Genomic DNA, 23,329 nt, shown 5'->3' with positions numbered 1-23,329 from the left:
TTTTTGGTTTGGACATTGACCCCCTGCCCTAGGACGGGGTATCCTTCCCAGCCGATCAACCCATTCCCCTGTAGCTCAATTGGTAGAGCGAACGGCTGTTAACCGTTAGGTTCCTGGTTCGAGTCCAGGCGGGGGAGCTAAATCATCTGAGCCCATCAGTCGATGGGCCTTTTCTTTGAATACCGATAAACCAACACGATCGACTGGCTTAATGCCCTAAGAGGCATTTCAACCATGATGAAGGCACTTTGGGCTTGCATCTTGTGGCCAGTTTTCTAAGCTACTCCGTCCTGCCCTTCGAAGGGGCTCAGCGACCCGAATTGATGCCATCAGTAGATCTTGGAGCGTCCACCATGAAGAAGGACATACACCCTGAGTACCACCACGAATGCAAAGTGTTCTATCGTGGTGAACAAGTGATGACTGTTGGCGCAACAGTGCCTGAGCTCAATGTTGAGATCTGGTCTGGCTCGCATCCTTTTTACACGGGCAAATCTAGCTTTGTTGATACTGCTGGCCGTGTTGAGAAGTTCCAGAAGAAGTTCCAAGGCGACTACTTCAAGAAGAAAGAAGCCAACAAAGGCAAATCATCTTCTAAGGCGCGATAGCTATATTGAACTTATGCTCACCCTCTGGCACCCTTTCATGGTGCCTTCATTTCTGTGCGCTTGCGCAATAAAAACGCTGGCAGTCATCCTCATCGAACATAAACCATGAGCTACGACCTGCATTCCAAAATAACGACCAAGCTAGACGCGCTGTCAATCCAGCATGAACAACTCACCAAAGAACTTGAAGATCCTGAAGTGCTGGCCGACCATCGCGAGGTACGTTCTCGAAACATCAAGCGCGCCGCGCTTGATCCACTGGTGACTGAATATCGTAAGTACCTTGATCTCCGTTCTGAAATTGATGAATTCGAACAAACGGTCTTAGATGGTACTGACGAAGAGCTCACTCAATTTGCCCGTGCCGAGCTGCCGGATCTGCATCAAAAAGCTGAGGAGATTGTGGCCTCGATTCAATGCCGACTCGTTAATGCAGATGATGATGCAATCGGTTCCGTGATTCTTGAAGTGCGTGCAGGTGTTGGTGGCGATGAAGCGGCCCTCTGGGCGGGTGATCTTTTGGAAATGTATCGCCGCTATGCCACCGATCGAAAGTGGACTGTCAAGGACATTGAGCTTTCCCCTGGTGATCATGGTGGCTTCAAGTGCATCGTGCTGCAAATTGAGGGCGAAGGTGTTTGGACCATGCTTGGTTTTGAAGGTGGCACACATCAAGTCAAACGTGTGCCGGCCACCGAAACCCAAGGGCGGGTTCATACCTCCACAGCAACTGTAGCGGTGCTTGCGGAACCAGAAGAGGTTGAGGTGGATCTTGACCCCAAGGACGTCAAGGAGATGATCACCACCAGTCAGGGGCCTGGCGGGCAAAATGTCAATAAAGTTGCCACTGCGGTGCACCTCATTCATGAGCCCAGCGGTGTCGAAGTCCGGATGCAAGACACCAAGAGCCAATCACAAAACCGGCAACTTGCATGGCAATTGCTGCGAGCTCGTATTTATGAACGCCAAGTTGCTGAGCAAACAGCGCAGCGTTCTGCCGAACGGCGCGCCATGATTGGCCGCGGTAACCGTGCGGAAAAAATCAGGACCTATCGCTACAAAGACAATATGGCCGTCGATCATCGCTTGGGACGTTCGTTCAATCTTCAGGAACTCTTAGGCGGAGGTTTTCAGTCAGTCGCCGATGCCCTGATTGAATACGACACGGCAGAGAAACTTGAGAACCTCTAGACAGCTTGGGCTGTTTTTGTCTTGGGTTGATTTCGGGCATAAACCATGTTTTTCGCATAAAAAATGGTTGCCCCCCCCTTCTCTAAAAAAGTTTTCTAAGAATCCGGCTTATTTTCCCGTGAGAGCAGAGAGAAGCGCATAACTCTTAATAGAAGACACGATTCCCTCGCTTCAACCTACGATCGTTTCGTAGGTCCTCGCCTTCTCTCTTCTGGAGGTCCTTGTCCAGGTCATACGTTTCCTTTACATGGACCACTTTTCAGACAAAACCCCCGCTCTGGTACGACCAGAGCGGGGGTTTTTCAAAAAAAGACCAATAAGATCACACTACAAACGCACCGACCACCAAATTACGACGTATCTCTTATTAGACGGGAGGAAGATTTTTAGGAATACCCGTCTGATTCAAAAGGACCTGTTTCTTAGATTATCAGAACCCTCTTCTCTCTCCCCAAGACTCTCTTTCTCTCCTTGTGGAACTGCCCGGTACCCCCATTCCGGGCGGTTTCACTTTTGCGATGCCTGTTGATTTTCCATGCTGATGTTCGTCGATACCCAAAGCCCGGTAATATTCCGAATCAAAGGAGCTTTGCGATGAACACTTTCCACATGTCAGTTGTCCTGCTTTCTTTTACGCTCCTTGCCATGATGCCTCTGGCTCATGGCCAACAAGAGATCGAGCAATCCCAGAGCCATCTTGGGCAAGCCGGAATCGATGAAACATTACAGGCCACACCAAGCCAGAGTGGTAACTCTGGCCAGTGGATCCCTTTGTTTAATGGTGAGAACCTTGATGGTTGGACCATGAAGGTCAATGGACACGAACTGGGAGAAAATCCTCTACATACGGCCCATGTTGAAAATCGTGCCATCAAGATGCGCTATGATGATTACAAGCGATTTGACGATCGCTTTGGGCACTTGTTCTACCAACAACCCTTTGAAAACTATCGCCTGCGACTTAAGTACCGCTTTACCGGCGAGCAAGTCCCAGGTGGACCGGGATGGGCGTGGCGCAACAGCGGGGTCATGCTTCACTGCCAAGATCCAAAAACCATGCGCCAGGATCAACCATTTCCTGTCTGCATCGAGTTTCAGTTCTTAGGCGGTGATGGAACAAATGAGCGAGCAACAGGAAATGTCTGCACACCTGGAACGCATATTGAAGTCGACAATCAGCTCACCAAAGCCCATATCATTGATTCGAAGGCAGAGACTTATCACGGTGATCAATGGGTCAATATGGAAGTTGAAGTACTCGGCAGCCAGCGAATACGCCATTACATCAATGGCACCCTCGTACATGAGTATCAAAACCCAATACTCGATGCCAATGATCCAGATGCCAAGCAGATGATCGACAAAGCTCAGGGGCAAGACAGGCTTGGCTCTGGATATATCTCACTCCAAGCAGAAAGCCACCCGGTTGCATTTCGCGATATTGAATTGATGCGGCTCAATCCGGATGGCACACCCTGGTCATCCCCTACCGAAGATGCAAACCAGACGCCTCCAACGTCCACACCAGAGTGAGTGACATCGCTTGTGAGCGCGCCCGTTAAAAGTGTCTGATATTTCAGACTGCAATCAACGATTAAGAAGAAGCTTCAAGAGCTGACGATCAACGCCGAGGCTTCGCTTCATTGACCTTAATTTCGCGGCCCCCGATATCTGTGCCATCCATCTTGCTGATGGCCTCTCTCGCAGATGCGTCATCAGGTATATCAACGAATCCAAAACCGCGTGATCGCCCGGTTTCACGATCGTTGATAATTGTTGCATCACTTACCTCGCCAAACTGGGCGAAGGCTTGCTCTAGGTCAGCCTGCGTCGTTGAGAAGGCCAAATTGCCAATGTACAGTTTCACCACATACATCCTCAACCCGACAAGGAGAGAGCCGTCAGCGATCTTGTCGGGGTAGATCTGCAGCGGGCCCGTCCATAGGTAGCACAACTCAAGGGCTCTTATGAACGCATCTTGAATCAGCACTTGGATCCTACCAGGAAAGCTCGGAGCTCGGCCAACGACCCTGCTCACTCACTCAGTATGAGCTTTGAAAACCCAACTCAATGCCCCAAAAAAGCACTAGGATGCGACCAAACTGGCAAAAGACACCTTCAATGCCAAAGAAGTACTCGCCTCGCCTGCTCAGGGTGCTATCCTTCAGATGAAGCGGATGAGCGTGACGGGCCGGTGCGGTCCTGTGGCCGAGGGTGTTCGCGTGAACACAGGTCATGGATTTCTTTTGGAGACGCCGCACATGTACGCTTCATCCCGTTTGAAACAAATGCATAGATTTCAAAAGCCGTTCTCTCGTTCAGGCTTCACGCTGATTGAGATACTGGTGGTGATTTCAATCATTGTGATTTTGCTAGGCATTCTCTTGGTTGCCCTCTCAAGTGCACGCAATAGAGCCTATGCAGCGCAAACCACTGCTGTCATGGATAGCTTTGCACAATCATGTGAGAAATTCCGCCAAGATCACGGCTTCCTACCCGGCGTCGTGCCTGAGGCGATTCTTGCAGGCAGCCCCAAAATCAGTGGCACTGAAAATGCACTCCTTCACTTGATGGGTGGCTATGTCGTTGAAGATGAGATTGGAGGAGATGCATACGGAGCGTACTTAGATGATGATGGTTGGAATGAGGTCAGTTTCGATGACAACAGTGATGATGGCAATTACAAAATGAAGTTCAATCTTCAACGAATTGGAGAAGGCCCAACGATTAAAGGTCGTAAATTCTCACCCTACTTTTCACCAAGTGAACGTGAAATGTTAGACATTGAAATGAATGGTTCTGAACAGTATTCCCCGGGCTTTGGAGGCAGTGAAGTGCTTTTGCCCGATCTCGTCGACGGCTGGGGCCGCCCCATTCTCTATTTCCGACAGACACGTACACGTGGCGATCTCACCAATAGCGATTTGACCGCCAGGCCGCAGTTCTACCTTGAGACAGCGCTGCCCTACCTTCTATCAGGGAATATTGATAGCAACGATCAAAACTTTGCGAATTGGAATGGCGGTAGCATTCTGAGCAACGATGATGCCTTGGCTAGTAATGATGAGGCGCGTCATGCAGCACTGGCTCAAATTCTTCGCCAGCCAGCCATTGGCAACCCCATCAAAAATGAAAACGAGTTGAAGCCTGTTACGAACTGGGACTCTATCGCTCGAGGCAGCATCGTTTTGATCTCTGCCGGACCTGATGGCATTTACTTTGCTGCCACTGATGGTCCAGGAAGTATTGAAACACCAATCGGTGGAAACGACTATTCCGTTGAAGACTTCATTGGCGCGGGGACAGGTGTCCTGGATAAATTCGATGATGTTGTTTACTGCGGTGGCTAAACAAGGATCGACTTGTATGTATTTAAAGTACAAAAAGACTCCTAGAGCATTTACGATTATCGAGACCCTCGTTGTCTTGGGCATCATTGCTATTCTTGCATCGATTACCATCGTGGCAATTTCTGGCGCATCAGAGACAGCCACACAAGCTCGATCGACTGATGCCCTTCGGCAGATGGCCAGTGGTTATACGCAATCGAGTTCGGATAACAATGGCGAATTGATGCCCGGCTACTCAGCACCGAGTGATTACGCGAATGCTGCAGATATGCCAATCGAACTTGAGGCTAAGGTCGATGGGCGTCAGATTAATCCAGAAGATGCAGCGAGCTATGTCTGGAGACTCGCTCCCTATATGGGTGGCGGATACAAGACCTTTATGGCGGACTACCGTGACAGTGCTGTCCTGGACCTTATGGACGCAGAAGTCGCCAACAACGTCTATGGATCAGGCTCTGCCTCCGCAAGCGAAATCGGTGTAGGCCTACGACCAAGCTTTGGCCTCAACTCAATAGCACTTGGCGGTGACTCGCGTCATGGTGGTCTTGCGAAACGCTACCATCCCTGGGGAAGTCGGTATGCATCTGAACGCCTGGCCGCAACAAGATTGAGCGAAGTCGTGCAACCGTCCCGCATGATTCTCTTCGCTTCGTCGCATGATCCTGATGCGAATCTGGGAGCTGTCCCCGGTACCAAATGGGGTTATATGGAGCTTCGCCCACCAGGGGCAGGTGATTTTGAACGCTCCACCGTCGATGGTGATGATGCGCCTGCGAACCCCTGGGAATTCGATCAGTGGTGGTTCGATGAGAATGGCCAGATAGTCGATTCCGGTTCTGGCAATCTTGGCACTGCAGGCATCCCAGTTTCACGCGGCAAAAAACAAGGCCTTCCTCTCGTCCATCTCGATGGTGCGACCTCTGTTGAACTCGTTGGAACAATCGCGCACGACCCCTGGTCATGGATGCCATTTGGACCGTCTAAACCAAGACGCTAAAAAAAACGGGCCCGCCATGAAGGCGAGCCCGTGTATCAACAATTTCAATAAGCCAATACTGCGACCTAGATGATGCCCTTGGTTTCTAGCAAGCTCAGCAAAGTGGCAGCACTTTCTTCAATGGTCTGCTGATCTGTGCGAATCACAAGCTCTGCTGCATCTGGTTCTTCGTATGGATCATCGATCCCTGTGAAGCCCTTGATCTCGCCAGCCCGGGCTTTCTTATAAAGCCCCTTTGGATCACGTCGTTCTGCCTCTTCTAGTGGGCACTCGACGTAGACTTCAAAGTAAGGAATACCAGCTTCTTCATGAGCGGTACGAGCTAAATCGCGATCTGCTTTATAAGGACTTATAAAGCTTGTAATTGAGATCATGCCTGATTCGGCGAAGAGCTTAGTCACTTCACCAATACGACGAATATTCTCAGTTCGATCTTCGGCAGAAAAACCGAGGTTCTTGTTCAGGCCATGCCGAACATTATCGCCATCTAATCGATAAGCATGTTTGCCTCTTGCGATAAGCATTTGCTCAAGAGCAACTGCAACTGTGCTCTTTCCACTACCGGATAGACCGGTGAGCCAAAGCGTAGCGCCCTGCTGCCCCATGTTCTCGTGCCGTTTCTCAGCGGTGATCTCACCTTCATGCCAAGTAATGTTCGTTGCTACTTGATCAGCCATTTTCGTTCAATCATCTCCAAGTTAGTGTTGTGACGCCGGTTTTTAAAACCCAACCCAACAACGTATTTCATCTCTACTCAATTAGGCCCCTGCTGGAACCTCTGATGTTGCCCATTTAATCAAGACATCTGCAACTTCTTCGCGTGAGAATTCCTTTGGTGGCCGCTCCGCGCGGTCCAGCATTTCGCGAACCTTGGTTCCTGAAAGGAAGATCTGATCACCCTCAATTTTGGGGAAGGTCTTAGCGGAGACCATGCCTTGGGCCTTCTTGCTATAGGCCGCGTGCTCAAATTTGAGTGGAATGACCTTAATCTCACCGTCTGCGAAAGTATCGAAGATATTCTGTGCATCGTACGTGCCGTAATAGTCACCCACACCAGCGTGATCTCGACCAACAATAAAGTGCGAGACACCATAGTTCTGTCGAACAAGTGCATGGAGCACTGCTTCACGGGGGCCCGCATAACGCATCGCTGCCGGCATCACGGACAGCAAGGTACGTTCATCTACGAAATACTTGTCGATAATGGTCTCGTAACATTCCATCCTGACATCTGCTGGAATATCTCCAGGTTTGGTTTCACCCACAAGCGGATGGATCAGGAGACCATCACAAATTTCTTGTGAGCACTTACAGAGATACTCATGAGCCCGATGGATTGGATTGCGTGTCTGGAAAGCAGCAATCGTAGACCAGCCGCGATCCGAGAATTCTTTTCGTGTTGCACTTGGTGCAAGTCGATGTGCGGTGAATTGTTCACCTGGCTCATGCTCTGGGGTCACGGTGAGGACATGGATGGGTCCACCCAACAGCCAGTCACCTTCAGCCATCACGGCTGCCACGCCAGGATGTGCCTCATCCTCAGTACCAAAGACGTTTGGAATCTCCAGTTTCTTATCGTGGCTATAAACCTCATTCACATCCATCACTGCGAGCAACGTGCTATCGCGGTGATAGAGAGCCACGCGGCTACCAGGCTCTATCGAGGCCTTTGTTGCATCATCAACTGCCAGCGTAATCGGAATTGGCCATGCCACTCCGTCGGCAGTCCGCATGTTCTTGCAGATAGACTCGAAGTCATCTTTCCCAACAAATCCCTCAAGCGGGCTAAAGGCGCCAATTGCAATCATCTCAAGATCACAGGCCTGTTTATCGCTGAGTGTGATTGCTGGAAGCGAAGCAGCTTCACTTTGCAACTTGGTAGCTTGATCGCCAGAGATAATACGATTTACCAGCGATCCTCCGTGAGGATCGATTAACGAGGTCTTGGACATGAGACGGACTCCCTAAGCGGATGGGGCAAGATCGCTTGCGCATAACGAAAAGACGATCGTAGCGACTACCAGAGTGGGAGGCAAGACTTCCTAAAAAACCCCGCAAAACAGCTCATTTGCAGCTATCTTGCATAGTATAGACAGATTGCCTCGCGTAGTGATCTAAGCGATAACCCAACCACTTCCGGATCTGACTGCATGAAAGTCGTCCACTATTTTTCACGATTTCGCCTCGAAGATGGTGGCGTCGTTCGAGCAGTATTAGACCTTGCTGCCCTGATGGCCGCTGGTGGGCATCAGGTGGAGGTCGTCACCCAGGATCCAACTGACATACCCTCCCAATGGAAAAGTGGTAGTTCTGCACTACCGAAAGTCACTCAAATCAATGGAATCTCCGGCCCATTTGGCCGTCTCGATGCTTCAGCCAAGGCGACCTGGCACGATGCAATGAAGAATGCTGATGCAATTCACTTGCATACACCCTGGGACCCTACCAACACGTATTTCGCTGCAGTAGCGCGACAGGCCGGGATACCAAACATCATCTCCATTCATGGCATGCTCGATGACTGGAGTATGAGCCAGCGCCATCTAAAGAAACGAATCTACCTGATGCTGCGAGGCCGGCGGTTCTTAGAACAAGCCACCTATGTGCACGCCACTGCGAGCAAAGAGCATGAACAAGCCAGTCGGTGGTATCCAAACGGTCGCGGCATTGTCATTCCACTGGTCTTTGATCTAGCCCCCTATCGTGAACTCCCTGGGCCTGCATTGGCTCAGCAAAAATGGCCCGAATTGGATAGTCACATTCCAACCATTTTGTTCCTAAGCAGATTGCATCCGAAGAAGGGCGCCGAAACGCTCATTGCTGCATCAAAGCAGCTGAATGACCGCGGTGTTATCTTTCGGCTGGTCCTTGCAGGAACTGGTGATGCTGAATACACCAATCAGTTGATGAAGCAGGTCAGTGATGCTGGCCTCAGCGCTTGCACCACCTTTACCGGCCACGTGTCTGGAGATCAGAAACTCTCACTCTATCAAGCAGCTGATGTGATGGCCCTGCCTACCAACCAAGAGAACTTTGGTTTCATCTTCCCTGAATCACTTGCCTGTGAAACACCAATCATGACCACCCGTGGTGTTGACACTTGGCCAGAGCTAGAAGGCTCCGGTGGCGCTTTGATCGTTGATCGCACACCAGAGGCTTTTGCCGCCAAATTGAAAGAACTCCTTGAAGATCGGGATCGAGCCGTTTCAATGGGACAAACAGGCAGAAAATGGGTGTTTGATACCTTTGCGAGTGACTCCATTCTCTCACAGTATGTCGCTATGTATGAGAATCAACTCACCCCCCAATGATGATGCACCCCATTAAAACCTCCCCTCTTCAAGGGCGATCAAGACAACCGGAACAAAGGCGTTGGTTTCGTTTGGGTTGGGTTGTTTTTTTTCTCATTACGACGGCTGCCCACTCACAACAAGGTGGAGGCTCACCAAAAGCGCATATGGATCCGTCTCTCAACTCAAAGCTGACTATTTCAAAGGAATTCAAGCTCGTCAAAGGCGGCTTTGATGTTGAATGGACCTTGCAGAATCAAACGAAAGAGAACCAACCAATACCATCAATCGATATTGGTCCATTTACAACTGGACCAGAGCTTGATTGGATGGATTTTACAATTGATGGCGGTGAGCAAAAATCAAAATGGGTTCAAAACACTATTGCAGCATCATCTGTATACCCAAGATGGCTCTATAGCCCCGTCATAGTTGCCTCAAATGAACGTGACACAATCGGATGTGCGCTTTTATTTCCAATACTGGAGTACAAGCATGATGTTGCGTGTTCTATTGAAACAACTGATCAGAAGAATGAGTGGTTGTTTCGTTTTTCTTTTAACAACAGCGATCGCCCGAGAGGCACCCCCGAAATGATTTATCCGGGCACCATGGCGCCTGGCAGCAAACGTACCTATGCCATTTCTGTACGAACCACAAATGACCGTGCGGCTTATATTGAGACTCTGGCGCCATACCAAGACTACTTCCAGAGTACCTACGGCGGCGTTCGCTACAAAAGAGATGCTCGTCCCGTTCGAGGTGAACATCTTGCGCTCACCAGCCGAATCACTACTGACAATCCCTCTGGATTTATAGTGCCGCGCGAACATCGACCTGATCTCGTTGGCTATGGTCCACTTGCCCGAAGCGTTGAACGACTTCTACGATCCTGGACACGAGTCGTACTCTGGGCTCCAACCGGGGCCAATGCGGCGACAAATTACAACTTCCCTTTTCAGATCACCTCGAGATGGGTTGACGACGATGTCAATTCCAAAGCGATGAATGACGCTGTTGCTCAGCTGGCCAGCATCCAGGTCCCCCCGAATGAAGGCTGGGGGCTGTGGTGGGGTCATAGTCTGGAGTACCAGGCAGATTGGAATGCACCAGACGTCACATCACTCGATCTCAACGCCCCTATTCAAGTACAAGCGGCGTTTGATGAACTTGACCGCGCCGCAAGTGCGGGCGCCACCATTATGGGGCTCGATGCATTTAGTCATAGGCATATGCCCGCCTGGGAGTCTTACGATTGGCTTTTGCGTATGCAGCAAAGACAGAAGTCAGTGACTTTTGTAACAGAAGGCTGCTCGGTCGACATGATGCATACCCTTGCACCAACTTGGATTAATACATACGCCGCTAATTCGCTCCCAGAGCATCGTCGGCGACAAATCACGCAATCTCATGCGCTGGCAGACTTGCTCTTGCCCGGTCATGAAATATGGGCGGGGATGCTCTTTAATCGTCTCAATGCGAATGCTGAAACGGAGCTACCACTCTCATTAATGAGGCAGGAGATCGCTCGAATTGCTCAGCTTGGCTACATACCAGTTATTTTTGTAGAAGCAGCCCGGCCCGTCCAGACACTTCGCGCGGCTGAATCGTGGTTGAAAGAACCCCAAACAAAACAACCACGGCCAGCCTCAACTCCACCGGCCCAAGGGACCGATAGCAGCCCCTGAGCGGCATATCATTCCGCATCCAGCCTGTGGGAGCAGGCATCCTTGCTACGAAACACTTGTTGATAAGAACCTGATGGTTAGCCTAATCGCGATATACCTTGTGCTCTGCTCGATTGTGATCATCTGGATCATATTGGCACAGGCTGCGCGGGGCACTGTCGAACTCGCCTCACTGCGAAATATCTTTCTTGCTGGTTACATCATATTTCAACTGAGTAGCGCTTCAACAAGCCTTCTCTTTGAAGAGTACGACCAACTTTATATTCAATACCCGGTTTATTCCGGAGTGGTCTTCGCTTTCCTCTCAACGTTTTTCTTAGTGTGTTTCTTTCTCTCATACAAAATCGGTTGGGTGGCAAAACGCCTCGGCCAAAAGCAGATTCAGAACATCAATATCTCGCCGCTTGTGCTGATTCTTCTGGCACTGGCTTTCTGTGCCTTTGGTGTTTTTCTTCGACTCGTCATTGGACAGATTCCAGTCGTTGGCGTGCTGACTGCACAACTTGCCGTCGGTGTGTTTGCTGCTGCTTGCGGACTGGTTGGCTGGGCCTGGGCACCACGACCATTCAATGTACCGGTGGCCATTTCTGGTTTCGCTGTCGTGTGCCTGACGCTGTTGATCCTGCTCCTAGAGAGCTTTGGCCGCCGAGAATTACTGACCATTTTTCTCGCCTTTGGTTTTGCGGCCTATTGGTCAGCGTGGCGGCACCTCGGCTTACAACGCTTGCTGATGCGCGTGGCACTCATCGGTTTTCCGATCATGTTGTTCTCCACCGCATTTACTGCTGCGCGGGCTGGAAATGAAAGAGAACGCACCATCACCCAAACACTCACTGCCATGAGCCAAGTGAGTATTGATGACCTCAAGTATTCTGTCATGGACCTACTCTCGGGACAGCTCGCTGGCGGCAACTCGCTTTGGCTGATCGAAAACTATCCAGAGAACTACCCCTACTATCACTTACACACGCTCACCTACTACGTAACGCAACCGATACCTCGCATCTATTGGGAAGACAAGCCAAACTCGGTTGGGCGCATCATGGTCGAGCAAGGCCAGTTTCAGAAGGTTGGGGCAAATTACAGCTTGGGGCCTGGCATCATTGGCCATATTGCCCATGACAATCCATGGATCGCTGTTTGGTTTTATGGGATCGCAATTGGATTAATCTTCCGTTGGTGCGACGAACTCACGCGTACCAACGCACTCAATCCCATTGTGGTTGTCACAATGGGCGCGGGTCTCTCACAAATACTTGGGCTCGCTCGAGGTGAAACAGGCCTCTTCCTGTTTAATGCGACGACCTCAATGGCTGGTGCATGGCTAGCAAGTTGGATGAGCGTTCGATTCTTTACGGCAATTGGTTGGATGTCTCGAGCAGAACCGGCTTCAGAAATTTCGTAAAGAAACCTGGCTGCGCAAAATAAACTAGGTCACGGAGATTGTTGGTTGCTGTAATGCACCGGTATGAGTCATGACCGATATGCGGCCGGCTAAATCCTGCGCCATATCGTCAACTTGTTGCCCCATCGTGGGACTGTCATCCCAATTTGCCAATGGTGTTCCAGAATCACAATTCTCGCGTAATTTGCTATGAATTGGCAATGTGCCGAGCAACGGAATATTAAGTGAAGCCGCCAGCGACTCTGTGCCACCGCGCCCGAAGAGGTCATATTCCTTTCCGTCGTCACCAACGAAGTAACTCATATTCTCAACCATGCCCAAGACGGTGACTCCAAGTTGCTGGAACATGCGTACCGCACGCCTTGCATCATCCTGAGCTACTTTCTGAGGTGTGCAGACCACGACTGCACCGGTCAGCGGAATAAGTTGAGCCAAGGTCAGAGGGACATCGCCAGTACCAGGAGGCAGATCGATGATGAGGTAGTCCAATTCGCCCCAATCAGTCTGCAATGCCAACTGTCTAAAAGCACCATGGGCCATCGGCCCACGCCAAATAAGAGCCTTGTCTGGCGGAACTAACTTGCCAATGGTGATTGCTTTAATTCCATGAACATCAAACGGAATGAGCTGCTGCCCTTCAGCAGCAGGCGGAAGACCATCAAGTCCCAACATGGTTGGCATCGACGGACCATAAATATCACCATCTAGAAGTCCAACCTTTGCGCCACTGCGCGCCAGTGAAATGGCAAAGAGGCTCGACACAGTCGACTTCCCGACCCCACCCTTCCCTGCGCCCACCGCAATCACATGCTTTACGTTGGGAAGCGGATCTCCACCATCACCCGCTTGCTGATTCGCCTTCGCAACTTCGGCTGTAAATTCAATGACCACCGTTGGAGTTGGCTCGCCCGATTTTTTTGCAGCTTTAGCGATCGCTTGTTCAATATCAGATTTAATTTTATCTTTCATTGGACATGCTGGTGTGGTGAGCTGAATCGTTAAGTTGATCTGTGAACCATCAACCTGGACCTTTTTTACCATTCCCAATGTCACAAGATCCTTTTTGATTTCAGGATCATCAACGGTCTTAAGTGCCTCTTGAATATCTTTTTGTGTCAATGACATTGATCTATCACTATTGCCCTTCTGGTCTTGGAAAACCTAATTTTACCTCACAAGGCACTTGTAGCGTGCCAGAAAGATCATGATAAGCCAAACAGCCGTTTGGGTCTTGTGTAGAGAATCATGTCCCCTATTGAGTAGAATCACACAATATCCAGGAGAGGACCTTGCTCTTAACTTGCTTGGGAGGATTGCCATGAATTTCCAACTCGAAAAATTATCTCTGGCCATTTGCCTGAGTACGACATTACTCATCTCTACTTCTACATTTGGCCAGGCGACCGCACCTGAATCTCAACCAAGTGAGTCCACGAACGACAGTCTCCTTAGTGGCCCTCAAGTTGAAGAAGATACGAGAACAGATGGGCGGGAGATGTCGAATACCAAACGAAATCGCAGTCAACGTACTTCTATTAATTTGCGAATCTGGATGGGTCAGATGCTAGATCTTGATCTCACGGCTACGCAGAGAAAAGAACTGGGCGAAATGATGAACGCCTATCAATCTAAGATGCGCGTTTTCCAAGCGGAAAACGGTGCGAAGATCCGGAAGCTATCAGATGAAGTACGGGCAATGGATGAGAGCGATCCAGAGAGGCCAGCGATTTTTCAAGCGCTGCAACAAGCTCGCAAAGACGCGCCCAAGGCAGAGGCTTATCAGGAACAAGCAATGGCCCTGCTTAGTGATGCTCAACGAGATATTTTTCGAGAGAAAATTGCTGAGGCAATAGCAACGCAACAAAGACAGAAAAGACAACGCTCTGATCAATCTCCTTCGAATCAAAATATGTCCGAAGGCATGTCTGAGAACATGCAAAACATGAACAGTCAAAACCGGCCGGGATCCAGAGAAAGCGATCTCGACGAACGTGCACGACGTGCCATCAGATTCCTGCGTGCGCATCAGGCACAGCAAGATGGAGATGAATCTCAACCTTCAGGTTCTTCGAATCGCCGCGATCGCCGCGATCGCCGCACAGCAAATTAGCATCAATTCAGCAGCAAGATTCCGAAGGTAATGACGATAAAGTTGCTGAGTCCATGGGCAATAATCGGCGCTATCAGGGAGCCTCGCCACTCTCGCAACAGTGCGAATGCCACAGCCAATGCCATGAGTAGCGGAATCGTGACCCATCCCTGTGGATGAATGGCTGCGAAGACAAAAGCACTTACCAATGCACTCACCGCAATGCTCAGCAAGATGTTCCATCGCCTCGTACTACCTCGAAGATGGCGATAGAACATGCCGCGAAAAGCGAACTCTTCGACAATTGGTGCACAAACTGAACCCACCAGAAGAATACTGAGATACGTCCATACATCAGCACCAATCATGAGCAGGTTAATGGGATGTAGTGGCTCTTCAACAGTCTGAAACGAACTGCCATCACTCGTACCCATCGAACTCAACTGTGACAGGGACATCAGGATAATGGTGAGTACCAGACCAACAACCAACAATGGTAATGCCATCACGTACCCAGCAATGCCCCACATGACCTCGGTCCAAAATGAACGCCCCACTCTGAATCCACTTTGGTGACACATTGTTGACCAACCGATGCCTCGCAAGAGCGGCCAACCAATCAACACAATGAGACTTACGGCAAATGCAGCGGCGGCCAGCAAGAGTGCGCCCACGACTGATGCCTCTACAGCCTTACCAATCTCACCTGCAATCCACTGAAGAAAAAAGAAGAAAACCAGCCACAGAGAAAATGTCTCGACTGAGATTCCTTCAATAGCAGTGCGACGAACCTCAATCGACATCCCCGTTCGTATTTGGCCCTTACAAAGAAAAATGATGATTAGCACAAGACCAATGACACCTAATACTCCACCGCCCATCGCTAGCATCCCCGCACCGGTAGCAATGTAGATTGTGCGATTCGCTCTATTAAACGTTTTGTCACGCTGTTCAGCTGAAACCAAAGCCGTCGGTGCTGTTGCTAATGCCAACGAACCAAACCAACCAATTTGTTCGACAAGCACTTCCTGTTGCTGTTGTGTTATTGCTGTAGCTGTTGAACCATACACCTGGTTGAGTATCTTGATGACATCTGCTTCTTCCGGCGTTGGTACATAGCCATCTCTATGCATTTCTTCTTTGAGAGCCGACAGTGCATCCTCTGCCTCTTTGGCTGAGGCGACCGCTCCTATCACAGTCACATAGCCAAGTCGCTCACCAAGTGAACCTCGCCTAAGACCAATAGATGCTTGTTCAAGTGCCTGTGGCTTAAAACCGGGAACCAGATCAGCAGCACCAACTAAGTAGCGCCCCTGCAATTCTGTAACCACCCGGCTCCTGATATCCAGTACCAGATCGGGAGAAACCGGTGCCGACTCGACGGCCTCTGCCTCTTGGGCAGTCGCCTGCTCAGGCGAAAACTCTGAACTGCCCTTAAGTACCAGCACCCCTACAATAATGATCCATGCGATCAGCACGCCTAGCCAGGCCAGGAGCGGCCGTGAGCCCCCCTTATCCGGCCCCAGGGGCTTCCATGGGGGGCTGTTGGGGTCCTGCTGGTGCCAATCTACACGCTTCTGCCGGTCTTCCATGTAAGGATCATAGACGGGCCCAGCCTATTTGCACCAATATCCTGCCCAAGGCAGCCTTGACACGCATCTTGCCCCCGCTATTCTCCAGTGCTACCCATAGTGAATTGAAGGGGTGTTGGGCCTCTCGATTCGTTGTGATTTCTGCTTTCTTGCCTCGGGAGCGGGCCTGCCCCCAGGAGCTTATGACATGCCTCGTCAAACTACTTTTGCTAAGCCCGGAGACATCGACCGTCAGTGGCATCTTGTTGATGCCGACGATCAGGTGCTGGGTCGGCTCGCAACACGAATCGCTACTGTTCTGATGGGGAAACATCGCCCAGAATGGACACCTCATGTGGACTGCGGTGATTTCGTCGTCGTGATCAATGCAGAGAAGGTGGCGCTGACAGGCCGAAAACGAACACAAAAGACATACACGCGCTATAGCGGTTATCCCGGCGGACTTAAGGTCATACCGATCAGCCGTGTTTTAGAAAAACACCCTGAGCGTGTTATTGAGCAGGCGGTTAAACGCATGTTGCCAAAGACTCGCCTGGGACGTCAGATGTATAAAAAGATGAAAGTCTATGCAGGTACTGAGCATCCGCATGGAAACATCTCTGCACTGGAAACGGCATCTTCTAAGTAACTCATTTCCCGGACTGTCCGGGTGCCTCTGTTTTTTATCCCATACGTTCCAGAAAGGGACTCCTTCCGAGTCTACGAACGACATGACAGAAACCAACGAAAACATTGAATCAACTCCGAGTGACGCCCCAGTAGAGGCGACCTCCGCACCAGCAGCTGAAGAGCCTTCTAGCGCTGCACCTGAAAAAACAAAGCCTGCTGTGAAGACATCAGCAAACACCCTCCCTACCGGGCAACACTGGTGGTGGGGTACTGGTCGTCGTAAAGCTGCGGTAGCACGTGTGCGACTACGCCCTGGCAAGGGTGAATTCATCATTAACAATCGGAAGTACGACGCTTACTTCAACGGCGAACGTGATCAGAACGATCTTCTGAATCCACTGGTGAAAACCGGAACAAAAGGCTCTGTCGATATCCACGTCAACGTCTTTGGTGGCGGCTGTACCGGACAAGCAGGTGCGATCGTTCTAGGTCTTGGCCGTGCACTACGTCGATATGACGAACGTTTAGAGCCAATCCTCCGTGACAATGGCTTCCTGACGCGTGACCCACGTCGTGTGGAACGTAAAAAGCCTGGTCAACCTGGTGCTCGTCGTCGATTCCAGTTCTCAAAGCGTTAAGCGATCTGTTTCACAAGATTTTAGGAGCAGCTCAAACAGAGCCAACTATGCCTGCGCCCACAATCTTTGGATTAGAGACTGGAGATGTCTGGTTAAGTGCTGCGATGGTAGCCCTCGACTGCGAGCCAGCATCACGATGGTTTGAGGGGGCAAACCACCAAGCCCCCACCGACTTTGAATGAGATCAAAGTCATTTGGTTCCAGTATGTCTAATTGATTAAGAATGAACTGATCGGGTTCTACTAAACGGCTTGCTGGTGTCAGGCCTCTTAAGAGACCCGGGATAATCAATGTGCCTGGTTTGTGACGAACTGCAGCTCGTCCTGAGACTGCCTTAAGCTCACCACGCGCAAGACTTCGATCAATATCTTGAGCAACGATTCTGTGAAGGCGTTGGTCACGACTCGGGTCAATCGTATGTATGAGATTCACAATCACTTGTGTCGCCAACTCAATTGATGCGATAAGCCTGGATCCAGATTGAGCAACAACTGGCTGACCTAAAAACTGCTCAATACCACGAATTGCTGTGGGTAAAGCGAGACAGGTCAACCGACGTTCCAATAGCGAAACCCAAAGTAACATTGTCTCCAACTCATCAAGTACCTCCGAGGAAGCTGCGGCAGGCAGAAGATCAAGTGCCTCACACACACTTTTCTTAATCCAGTTGATTGCTGCAATCATTGCCATTGCCTGATCATCGGTAGGATCTTCCCCAGAACGAGCTTGATCTAAAATTTCTAACGCATCTTCACTGTGAAACACATCGTCAAGATCACAACGCACCAAATGAGCCTGAAGAATGGTCTGCTCTGCATCATCACGGTCAAATGTAGGCAGCTCGACCCATTGGAGATCTAAACGAACCAACGCCGTTCTTCTCATACTATTGATGAGGCGATGGATTGCTGGAGCGCTTCGACGGTAACGCACCGCAATATCTGTAATTCTGGTACCACGCAACCAAGACTGATAGATATGTCGGCGTATTTTTTCACTCAAACGATTGCGTTGCTCTAACAGTGGCTGGCCACTTTCAGTGATGGTTTTTTGTAGCATTGCACGAATCGTCTCACGGGAACGATTATATTTTTGAGCCAACGATGCAACCACTTCACTCACCACAAGCCCTTCGCTCCCAAGCAGCGTGCGAGCATGCGCGATGATTGCCTGCATTTCTTCAACTGACACGCGACTAAAAGAAGACGCCAGCGAGAGCCTCGTCCCTTCCTCGCGATCTGCACAAAAATCAACAAGCGCATCTTCGAAAATGCCCAGTCTTTTACCATGCTCAAAGCAGATATAGTGACAAACCAATCCGTACTTTCGATAGCGACGAAGCGTACGATCAGTCACACCCATCCTGGCTGCAGCTTGATCGATCGTAAGCGCATGACGGCTTGCATGATCAAGAGCGATGTCGATGTCGAAACTGACTGCTTGTATAAAATTGACCAGATCAGTAATAAGCGCTGCGCCCAAGTGCATTGCAGGCGCCGTATCACTATCAGGACGGTACCCCGTAAGCCGCCAAACCACGAAATCGTGGGGGTAAATCTGGTTGACATCAACTTCTCTAACAAACGCTTCAGCAGCCTCTATCTGCGCAAGGCGCCGGGATGCTGGTGTATAGGCGAGGTCACGGACCAAAGCATCAATAGCACTAATTGTGAACCGGGCAATGCGCGGCATGTCAACTCCCCGCCGGCGACTGAATGCCTTTTATAGCTCAATAAGTGGTCGGCGATGATTAATCAAACCCAAAGAATACGCCTCATCATAAAACAGATTCAAACCTTTTCTATGTTCATCTGTAAATGTGTAATCCAACATCTCGGTCGTATATTCAAGAGCCGATTCCACCGACCAGTGTTTTTCTTGACATCTCGGCACGAGCACCTGCTCAAGATGGTGAAAGTTGCGTCTTCGCTGGCGATCCAGAACTGCTGCTGCAAGTCGTAGTCGCGATACCTCTATATCAGCATGTGCTAACCAAATAGCGAAACAAAACGGCACCCCAGTCAATTCATGCCATGCATGTCCAAGGTCTAACTCAAAGGGAAATTTTTCACTTGGCGGCGCATCCTGAACAACTTTATCACCAATGAGCATGATCGCATCACACTGAGCTGCAGAATCTGACCACCATTGCCCATCAACACTTTTTACATCCAGCGGCTTAACCTGCACATCAATCCCATGCAATCGCTTCATGAGAATCTGCATGAGTACGACAGAGGTATGGCTGTGTGTATCACAAGCCACTGTTTGAATCTGATTAATATCACAGGCCGAAAAAAGTCGCACGGTCATCGTACGGCCAGTACTACCAACAATACCGCAGGGCAACATCACCAAATCTTTACCCGATCGCTGATAGTCGATCGAAGAACACATCGCAATCTCCACTTCATGAGTCTCTAAGAGATCGATCAATGAACTGGGCACCGCAGATACAATCTGAAACGACTCAAGATTACAAAGACCATCGATGAGTGGTGCCGCGTTAAGAAACTCGACAACACCGATACGAATTGGGTCAACCCCACATTGCTTATTTTTTAGATTGGGCGACATAATCAACCCATACTATGCGCAGCCTTGTGCGCATGCCACTGTTAAGGAGGTGTTACCTCATCGTGATTGGTACATGGGCCATTGGATGCCCTTGGTTCGAGAAGCAATACTGCCAAGTGGGTCGGCCCGTGGGCGGTCCCTCGTGATTTACAGCGCTTCCCGAACCAAAGGCATCGCTGCTGCTCCTGAAAGTATCGGGATAGCGCAATGGCAACATGAGCGAAATAAGTGATTCAAAAAAAGTATTGAAAAAAAGGCAGCTCAACCGAAAGACGGCCGCAAGCTCTCATTATTGTGGTTTTTAGGTCGTTTCTTAACCTGCGACGGCTTGTTTCATCGAGCAAACTTCTTTTTCAGTCTGCAACTTTGCCGCCGCCGAAAAGTGAACGCGAGGAATACGTTGATGAAGTCGACTCAGAAGTTCGTGAGGCGTGATGCCAGCTCGCGATGCGATTGTTGGAACGTGATTTGGTTGTTTCGCATCAGGAGAAATGAGTTCAACAGCAGCACTGCGTAACGCCTCGTAGCCTCGTCCTTGCGGACGCTGCCCCTGAAAAAGGTGGGTCAAATCGATACACATTTGATCCATACTTACGGCTCCAATCACTGGCGCAAACCGACGACGTGAAGAGCCTCTATCCGGATTAAGAATACCGACTTCGCCGTAAGAACTTCCGTCTCCAAAGTTATCGTCGCGATGACTAAGCGATGGCGGATAACCATCAGCGTAGCCGACTGGAACGACGCCCATCCAACCATCTTGCTTCGCTGTCCACGTGCCTCCGTATCCAACCATGTCACCTTTGCTAAGGCGCTTGATCTGGACAATCTTACTTGTCCAAGTAACAGCTGGTGTTAGATTCGCCGCCAAAGGGTGCTGCTGATCAGGGCGATCGCGTGCGCCAACATAGCCCGCCCATGCCAGACCAATGCGGACCATTGTCTTGTGATAGCGAGCACTCGAAAATGTGGCAAAAGAATTTGCTGCATGTACGAGACAAGTTGAACTTCCAACATCTGCGGTTTGATCAATAAGCTCATCAAGTACCGCAAGCTGAGCGTCTGTCTTCGTCGTGCAGCCACTTGGATCAGCAAAATGTGTCATGACACCAGCCAACCGCAAGCGACGACTGGCATCAATTTGTCGAATCATTTCAGCCGCCATTTCTGGCGTCGCACCACCTCGGCGCATTCCAGAATCAACCTTGACATGGAGTGAAAGATCCAATCCATTTCGATCTGCAATATCTGCTAACAATCCGAGGTGCATGTCATCGTGCACTGTGAGATGTATACGACCGGAAACCAAACCTCGGTACAGAACATCTCGGCGACCAATTTCTGTGACTGGCATCAAAATCAGAATGTCAGCAGCAATACCATGCTGAAGCAGCTCAGCTGCTTCATCTGGTGCATAAACAGCAAATATATCCGCCTGCCGGGCAACAAGGCGACGTGCAATCCGCACCGCCCCAAGCCCATAGGCATCTGCCTTGACGATTGGACAGAGCCTGCAGTCTGGCCCCACAAGCTGACGTACAACGGCCAAGTTCTGCTCAATAGCTGTATCGTTGACCTCTATGACACTTGTTGAGCGCATCCATGCCTCAGCTACTACTGTCAATCCTGACCATCGTCAGGTGGGAGCGGCGATGAGCCGCATTAAGCCAGGCAACCATGCCGGGCACATATGTTGTATCGTCAACGATCCCTGCTTACCATGACCAGATCATCAGGACGATTCCTGGTTATCAGAGGGGCCCTGCCCTGTGGCCAGTATAGGGGCGAGTCCGCCCCACCCATAGCCCTGCTGTAATAAGATTCCGAACCGATCTACCCGATCACCTGGGTTATGAGGCCTGTAAGCCAAATGACCACATCAACCAAACCCTGGAGAGTCCCTATCGAAGCCAGTAACAAACCAGCCGATACACAGTCTAAAAAAGCAGTTCCACAAGAGCTGTTTGATACTGCTCAATCTTTTCAGGATCTGGGGCTTTGCGATGGCATTCTCAAGGCAATTGCCAAACAGGGTTTTGAACAACCAACCCATATTCAATCACAATTGGTCCCAGCGGCAATCAGTGGCCGGGATGTCATGGGGCAATCACGCACTGGAACTGGCAAGACAGCCGCCTTTGGTTTACCGACCATCCATCAGCTCCAGGATCAAGGCCCTTGTTCTGGACTCATATTGGTTCCCACCCGTGAGCTGGCCATTCAAGTCACCCATGAAATCCAGGAACTTTCGCGTTTTACAAATGTCAAGGTCATAGCGGTCTACGGTGGCCAGCCAATCAACGTGCAAAAAGAGAAACTGAGTAAGGGGCCACAGATTGTGGTTGGCACGCCTGGTCGGGTCATGGATCTCAATAGCCGTGGCATGCTCCCCTATGACGGGATCAAGATGGCGGTCCTGGATGAGGTGGATCGAATGCTCGATATTGGTTTTCGAGAAGATATTCGCCGCATCTTGGGTGGCATGCGGCAAGGCCATCAGACCATACTCGTCTCGGCCACTATTTCTGACGAAATTGAACGCCTCTCTCGTCAATACCTAAAAAACCCAATACGGCTTGCCTTAACAGAAGCCAAGAGTCTCACAGTAGCGCAAGTCCAACAAAGGTATATTTCTGTTGAGCGATGGGACAAAAACCAACTACTTCTCTACCTACTGAGACATGAAGAGCCTGCACTGACATTGGTCTTCTGTCGTACAAAACAGACAGTCGATTCTTTAGTGGAATACCTCAAGCGAAAAAATATTGAGTCTTATGCACTCCACGCGAACCTCAATCAAGGGCACCGTAATCGGGTCATGACGAAGTTACGTGCCGGTGAGCTCAAAGTGCTTATCGCTTCTGATCTTGCTGCTCGAGGGCTTGATGTTGGAGGCATTACCCATGTCATCAACTACGACCTGCCTGAAGATACAGAGGTTTATGTACACCGAATTGGTCGAACAGCACGTATTGACCGCGAGGGATGCGCCTGGTCCTTTGTTACGCCAGAACAAGGTGATCTACTGACCAGTATTGAGAAACTAATCAACCTTGAAATTCCAGCCTTAAGCTGTGATGGCTTTAAGCCCGGGCCAATTCCTGATCGTATTCGTCAAGCAAAGGAAGCACAGGATTCTGCGCGGGCGGAATCCCGGGAGCAGTCCAATCGAGCGTCAACCGCTTTGCCTTCCTCCAAGGATGCAAAAGATGTCAGTGCGTTCCCAGGTGGTATTGTTCCATCCTCTCTGCCGAAACGAAGAATGGGTGGAAAATTACGCCGTGGACGACGCTAA

At 50.2% G+C, this 23,329-nt stretch carries 20 protein-coding genes and 1 tRNA gene; 13 read left to right on the top strand and 8 right to left on the bottom strand.

From position 1 onward, the window contains the following. Nucleotides 1–64: 64 nt before the first annotated feature. The 4 genes from P8J86_06385 to P8J86_06370 all read left to right on the top strand — a co-directional run bounded on the left by P8J86_06385 (nt 65) and on the right by P8J86_06370 (nt 3,332). Nucleotides 65–137 (top strand) — tRNA-Asn (locus tag P8J86_06385). Nucleotides 138–353: 216 nt separating this feature from the next. Continuing rightward, nucleotides 354–608, top strand: a complete 255-nt coding sequence (gene rpmE / locus P8J86_06380) for a 50S ribosomal protein L31 (protein ID MDG2054317.1) — start codon at nt 354–356, stop codon at nt 606–608. A gap of 105 nt (nt 609–713) precedes the next feature. Next, entirely contained in the window at nt 714–1,799 is a 1,086-nt protein-coding gene (locus P8J86_06375) for a PCRF domain-containing protein (GenBank protein ID MDG2054316.1), read from the top strand. A 594-nt stretch (nt 1,800–2,393) separates the two neighbouring features. Further along, a complete protein-coding gene (locus P8J86_06370) occupies nt 2,394–3,332 on the top strand; it encodes a DUF1080 domain-containing protein (protein MDG2054315.1) in 939 nt (312 codons plus the stop codon). An 88-nt stretch (nt 3,333–3,420) separates the two neighbouring features. On the opposite strand, the gene P8J86_06365 is transcribed toward P8J86_06370, so the two are convergent. Next, entirely contained in the window at nt 3,421–3,666 is a 246-nt protein-coding gene (locus tag P8J86_06365) for an RNA-binding protein (protein MDG2054314.1), read from the bottom strand. A gap of 394 nt (nt 3,667–4,060) precedes the next feature. Between P8J86_06365 and P8J86_06360 the strand changes: the two genes are divergently transcribed. Next, a complete protein-coding gene (locus P8J86_06360; GenBank protein ID MDG2054313.1) occupies nt 4,061–5,149 on the top strand; it encodes a prepilin-type N-terminal cleavage/methylation domain-containing protein in 1,089 nt (362 codons plus the stop codon). After that, entirely contained in the window at nt 5,124–6,146 is a 1,023-nt protein-coding gene (locus P8J86_06355; GenBank protein MDG2054312.1) for a type II secretion system protein, read from the top strand. Before P8J86_06360 ends, P8J86_06355 begins: the two co-directional genes overlap by 26 nt. A gap of 65 nt (nt 6,147–6,211) precedes the next feature. On the opposite strand, the gene cysC is transcribed toward P8J86_06355, so the two are convergent. Together cysC and sat are read right to left on the bottom strand one after the other, a co-directional pair. After that, nucleotides 6,212–6,823, bottom strand: a complete 612-nt coding sequence (cysC, locus tag P8J86_06350) for an adenylyl-sulfate kinase (GenBank protein MDG2054311.1) — start codon at nt 6,821–6,823, stop codon at nt 6,212–6,214. 81 nt (nt 6,824–6,904) lie between these two features. Further along, on the bottom strand, nt 6,905–8,098 hold the full coding sequence (gene sat / locus P8J86_06345; protein ID MDG2054310.1) for a sulfate adenylyltransferase: 1,194 nt from the start codon (nt 8,096–8,098) through the stop codon (nt 6,905–6,907). A gap of 198 nt (nt 8,099–8,296) precedes the next feature. Between sat and P8J86_06340 the strand changes: the two genes are divergently transcribed. The 3 genes from P8J86_06340 to P8J86_06330 all read left to right on the top strand — a co-directional run bounded on the left by P8J86_06340 (nt 8,297) and on the right by P8J86_06330 (nt 12,529). Beyond that, nucleotides 8,297–9,457, top strand: a complete 1,161-nt coding sequence (locus P8J86_06340) for a glycosyltransferase (protein ID MDG2054309.1) — start codon at nt 8,297–8,299, stop codon at nt 9,455–9,457. Nucleotides 9,458–9,603: 146 nt separating this feature from the next. Further along, nucleotides 9,604–11,124, top strand: coding sequence for a hypothetical protein (locus P8J86_06335; protein MDG2054308.1), 1,521 nt, complete (start codon nt 9,604–9,606; stop codon nt 11,122–11,124). A gap of 73 nt (nt 11,125–11,197) precedes the next feature. After that, a complete protein-coding gene (locus tag P8J86_06330) occupies nt 11,198–12,529 on the top strand; it encodes a hypothetical protein (GenBank protein ID MDG2054307.1) in 1,332 nt (443 codons plus the stop codon). A gap of 24 nt (nt 12,530–12,553) precedes the next feature. Here the strand turns inward: P8J86_06330 and P8J86_06325 are convergent, their stop codons facing one another. After that, a complete protein-coding gene (locus tag P8J86_06325) occupies nt 12,554–13,654 on the bottom strand; it encodes an Mrp/NBP35 family ATP-binding protein (protein MDG2054306.1) in 1,101 nt (366 codons plus the stop codon). 193 nt (nt 13,655–13,847) lie between these two features. On the opposite strand from P8J86_06325, the gene P8J86_06320 reads away from it, so the two are divergent. Beyond that, nucleotides 13,848–14,639: a hypothetical protein gene (locus tag P8J86_06320; GenBank protein ID MDG2054305.1), complete on the top strand. Its 792-nt coding sequence runs from the start codon at nt 13,848–13,850 to the stop codon at nt 14,637–14,639. A gap of 2 nt (nt 14,640–14,641) precedes the next feature. On the opposite strand, the gene P8J86_06315 is transcribed toward P8J86_06320, so the two are convergent. Next, complete coding sequence (locus P8J86_06315) at nt 14,642–16,210, bottom strand: CPBP family intramembrane metalloprotease (protein ID MDG2054304.1); 1,569 nt, start codon at nt 16,208–16,210, stop codon at nt 14,642–14,644. 187 nt (nt 16,211–16,397) lie between these two features. Between P8J86_06315 and rplM the strand changes: the two genes are divergently transcribed. Beyond that, nucleotides 16,398–16,838 (top strand): 50S ribosomal protein L13, encoded by a 441-nt coding sequence (rplM, locus tag P8J86_06310; GenBank protein MDG2054303.1) that lies wholly within the window; start codon nt 16,398–16,400, stop codon nt 16,836–16,838. A 199-nt stretch (nt 16,839–17,037) separates the two neighbouring features. Beyond that, nucleotides 17,038–17,457: a 30S ribosomal protein S9 gene (rpsI, locus tag P8J86_06305; protein MDG2054302.1), complete on the top strand. Its 420-nt coding sequence runs from the start codon at nt 17,038–17,040 to the stop codon at nt 17,455–17,457. Nucleotides 17,458–17,502: 45 nt separating this feature from the next. On the opposite strand, the gene P8J86_06300 is transcribed toward rpsI, so the two are convergent. From P8J86_06300 to alr, 3 genes are all read right to left on the bottom strand, one after another. Continuing rightward, entirely contained in the window at nt 17,503–19,149 is a 1,647-nt protein-coding gene (locus P8J86_06300) for a hypothetical protein (GenBank protein ID MDG2054301.1), read from the bottom strand. 30 nt (nt 19,150–19,179) lie between these two features. Continuing rightward, complete coding sequence (locus P8J86_06295; GenBank protein ID MDG2054300.1) at nt 19,180–20,034, bottom strand: menaquinone biosynthesis protein; 855 nt, start codon at nt 20,032–20,034, stop codon at nt 19,180–19,182. 313 nt (nt 20,035–20,347) lie between these two features. Then, complete coding sequence (alr, locus tag P8J86_06290; protein MDG2054299.1) at nt 20,348–21,634, bottom strand: alanine racemase; 1,287 nt, start codon at nt 21,632–21,634, stop codon at nt 20,348–20,350. A 270-nt stretch (nt 21,635–21,904) separates the two neighbouring features. Here alr and P8J86_06285 point away from each other — a divergent pair, with 270 nt between their 5' ends. Next, on the top strand, nt 21,905–23,329 hold the full coding sequence (locus P8J86_06285) for a DEAD/DEAH box helicase (protein MDG2054298.1): 1,425 nt from the start codon (nt 21,905–21,907) through the stop codon (nt 23,327–23,329).

The organism is Phycisphaerales bacterium (genome assembly GCA_029268515.1).
GTDB lineage: Bacteria > Planctomycetota > Phycisphaerae > Phycisphaerales > SM1A02 > JAQWNP01.
Note: the sequence above shows the minus strand (reverse complement) of the source record. Positions and strands in the feature narration are given on the sequence as shown.

Bases quoted from the DNA above. Each gene is read 5' to 3' on its own strand.
- rpmE (MDG2054317.1), top strand. From the start codon at position 354: ATGAAGAAGGACATACACCCTGAGTACCACCACGAATGCAAAGTGTTC.
- P8J86_06375 (MDG2054316.1), top strand. From the start codon at position 714: ATGAGCTACGACCTGCATTCCAAAATAACGACCAAGCTAGACGCGCTG.
- P8J86_06370 (MDG2054315.1), top strand. From the start codon at position 2,394: ATGAACACTTTCCACATGTCAGTTGTCCTGCTTTCTTTTACGCTCCTT.
- P8J86_06360 (MDG2054313.1), top strand. From the start codon at position 4,061: ATGTACGCTTCATCCCGTTTGAAACAAATGCATAGATTTCAAAAGCCG.
- P8J86_06355 (MDG2054312.1), top strand. From the start codon at position 5,124: ATGATGTTGTTTACTGCGGTGGCTAAACAAGGATCGACTTGTATGTAT.
- cysC (MDG2054311.1), bottom strand. From the start codon at position 6,823: ATGGCTGATCAAGTAGCAACGAACATTACTTGGCATGAAGGTGAGATC.
- sat (MDG2054310.1), bottom strand. From the start codon at position 8,098: ATGTCCAAGACCTCGTTAATCGATCCTCACGGAGGATCGCTGGTAAAT.
- P8J86_06340 (MDG2054309.1), top strand. From the start codon at position 8,297: ATGAAAGTCGTCCACTATTTTTCACGATTTCGCCTCGAAGATGGTGGC.
- P8J86_06335 (MDG2054308.1), top strand. From the start codon at position 9,604: ATGGATCCGTCTCTCAACTCAAAGCTGACTATTTCAAAGGAATTCAAG.
- P8J86_06330 (MDG2054307.1), top strand. From the start codon at position 11,198: ATGGTTAGCCTAATCGCGATATACCTTGTGCTCTGCTCGATTGTGATC.
- P8J86_06325 (MDG2054306.1), bottom strand. From the start codon at position 13,654: ATGTCATTGACACAAAAAGATATTCAAGAGGCACTTAAGACCGTTGAT.
- P8J86_06320 (MDG2054305.1), top strand. From the start codon at position 13,848: ATGAATTTCCAACTCGAAAAATTATCTCTGGCCATTTGCCTGAGTACG.
- P8J86_06315 (MDG2054304.1), bottom strand. From the start codon at position 16,210: ATGGAAGACCGGCAGAAGCGTGTAGATTGGCACCAGCAGGACCCCAAC.
- rplM (MDG2054303.1), top strand. From the start codon at position 16,398: ATGCCTCGTCAAACTACTTTTGCTAAGCCCGGAGACATCGACCGTCAG.
- P8J86_06300 (MDG2054301.1), bottom strand. From the start codon at position 19,149: ATGCCGCGCATTGCCCGGTTCACAATTAGTGCTATTGATGCTTTGGTC.
- P8J86_06295 (MDG2054300.1), bottom strand. From the start codon at position 20,034: ATGTCGCCCAATCTAAAAAATAAGCAATGTGGGGTTGACCCAATTCGT.
- alr (MDG2054299.1), bottom strand. From the start codon at position 21,634: ATGCGCTCAACAAGTGTCATAGAGGTCAACGATACAGCTATTGAGCAG.
- P8J86_06285 (MDG2054298.1), top strand. From the start codon at position 21,905: ATGACCACATCAACCAAACCCTGGAGAGTCCCTATCGAAGCCAGTAAC.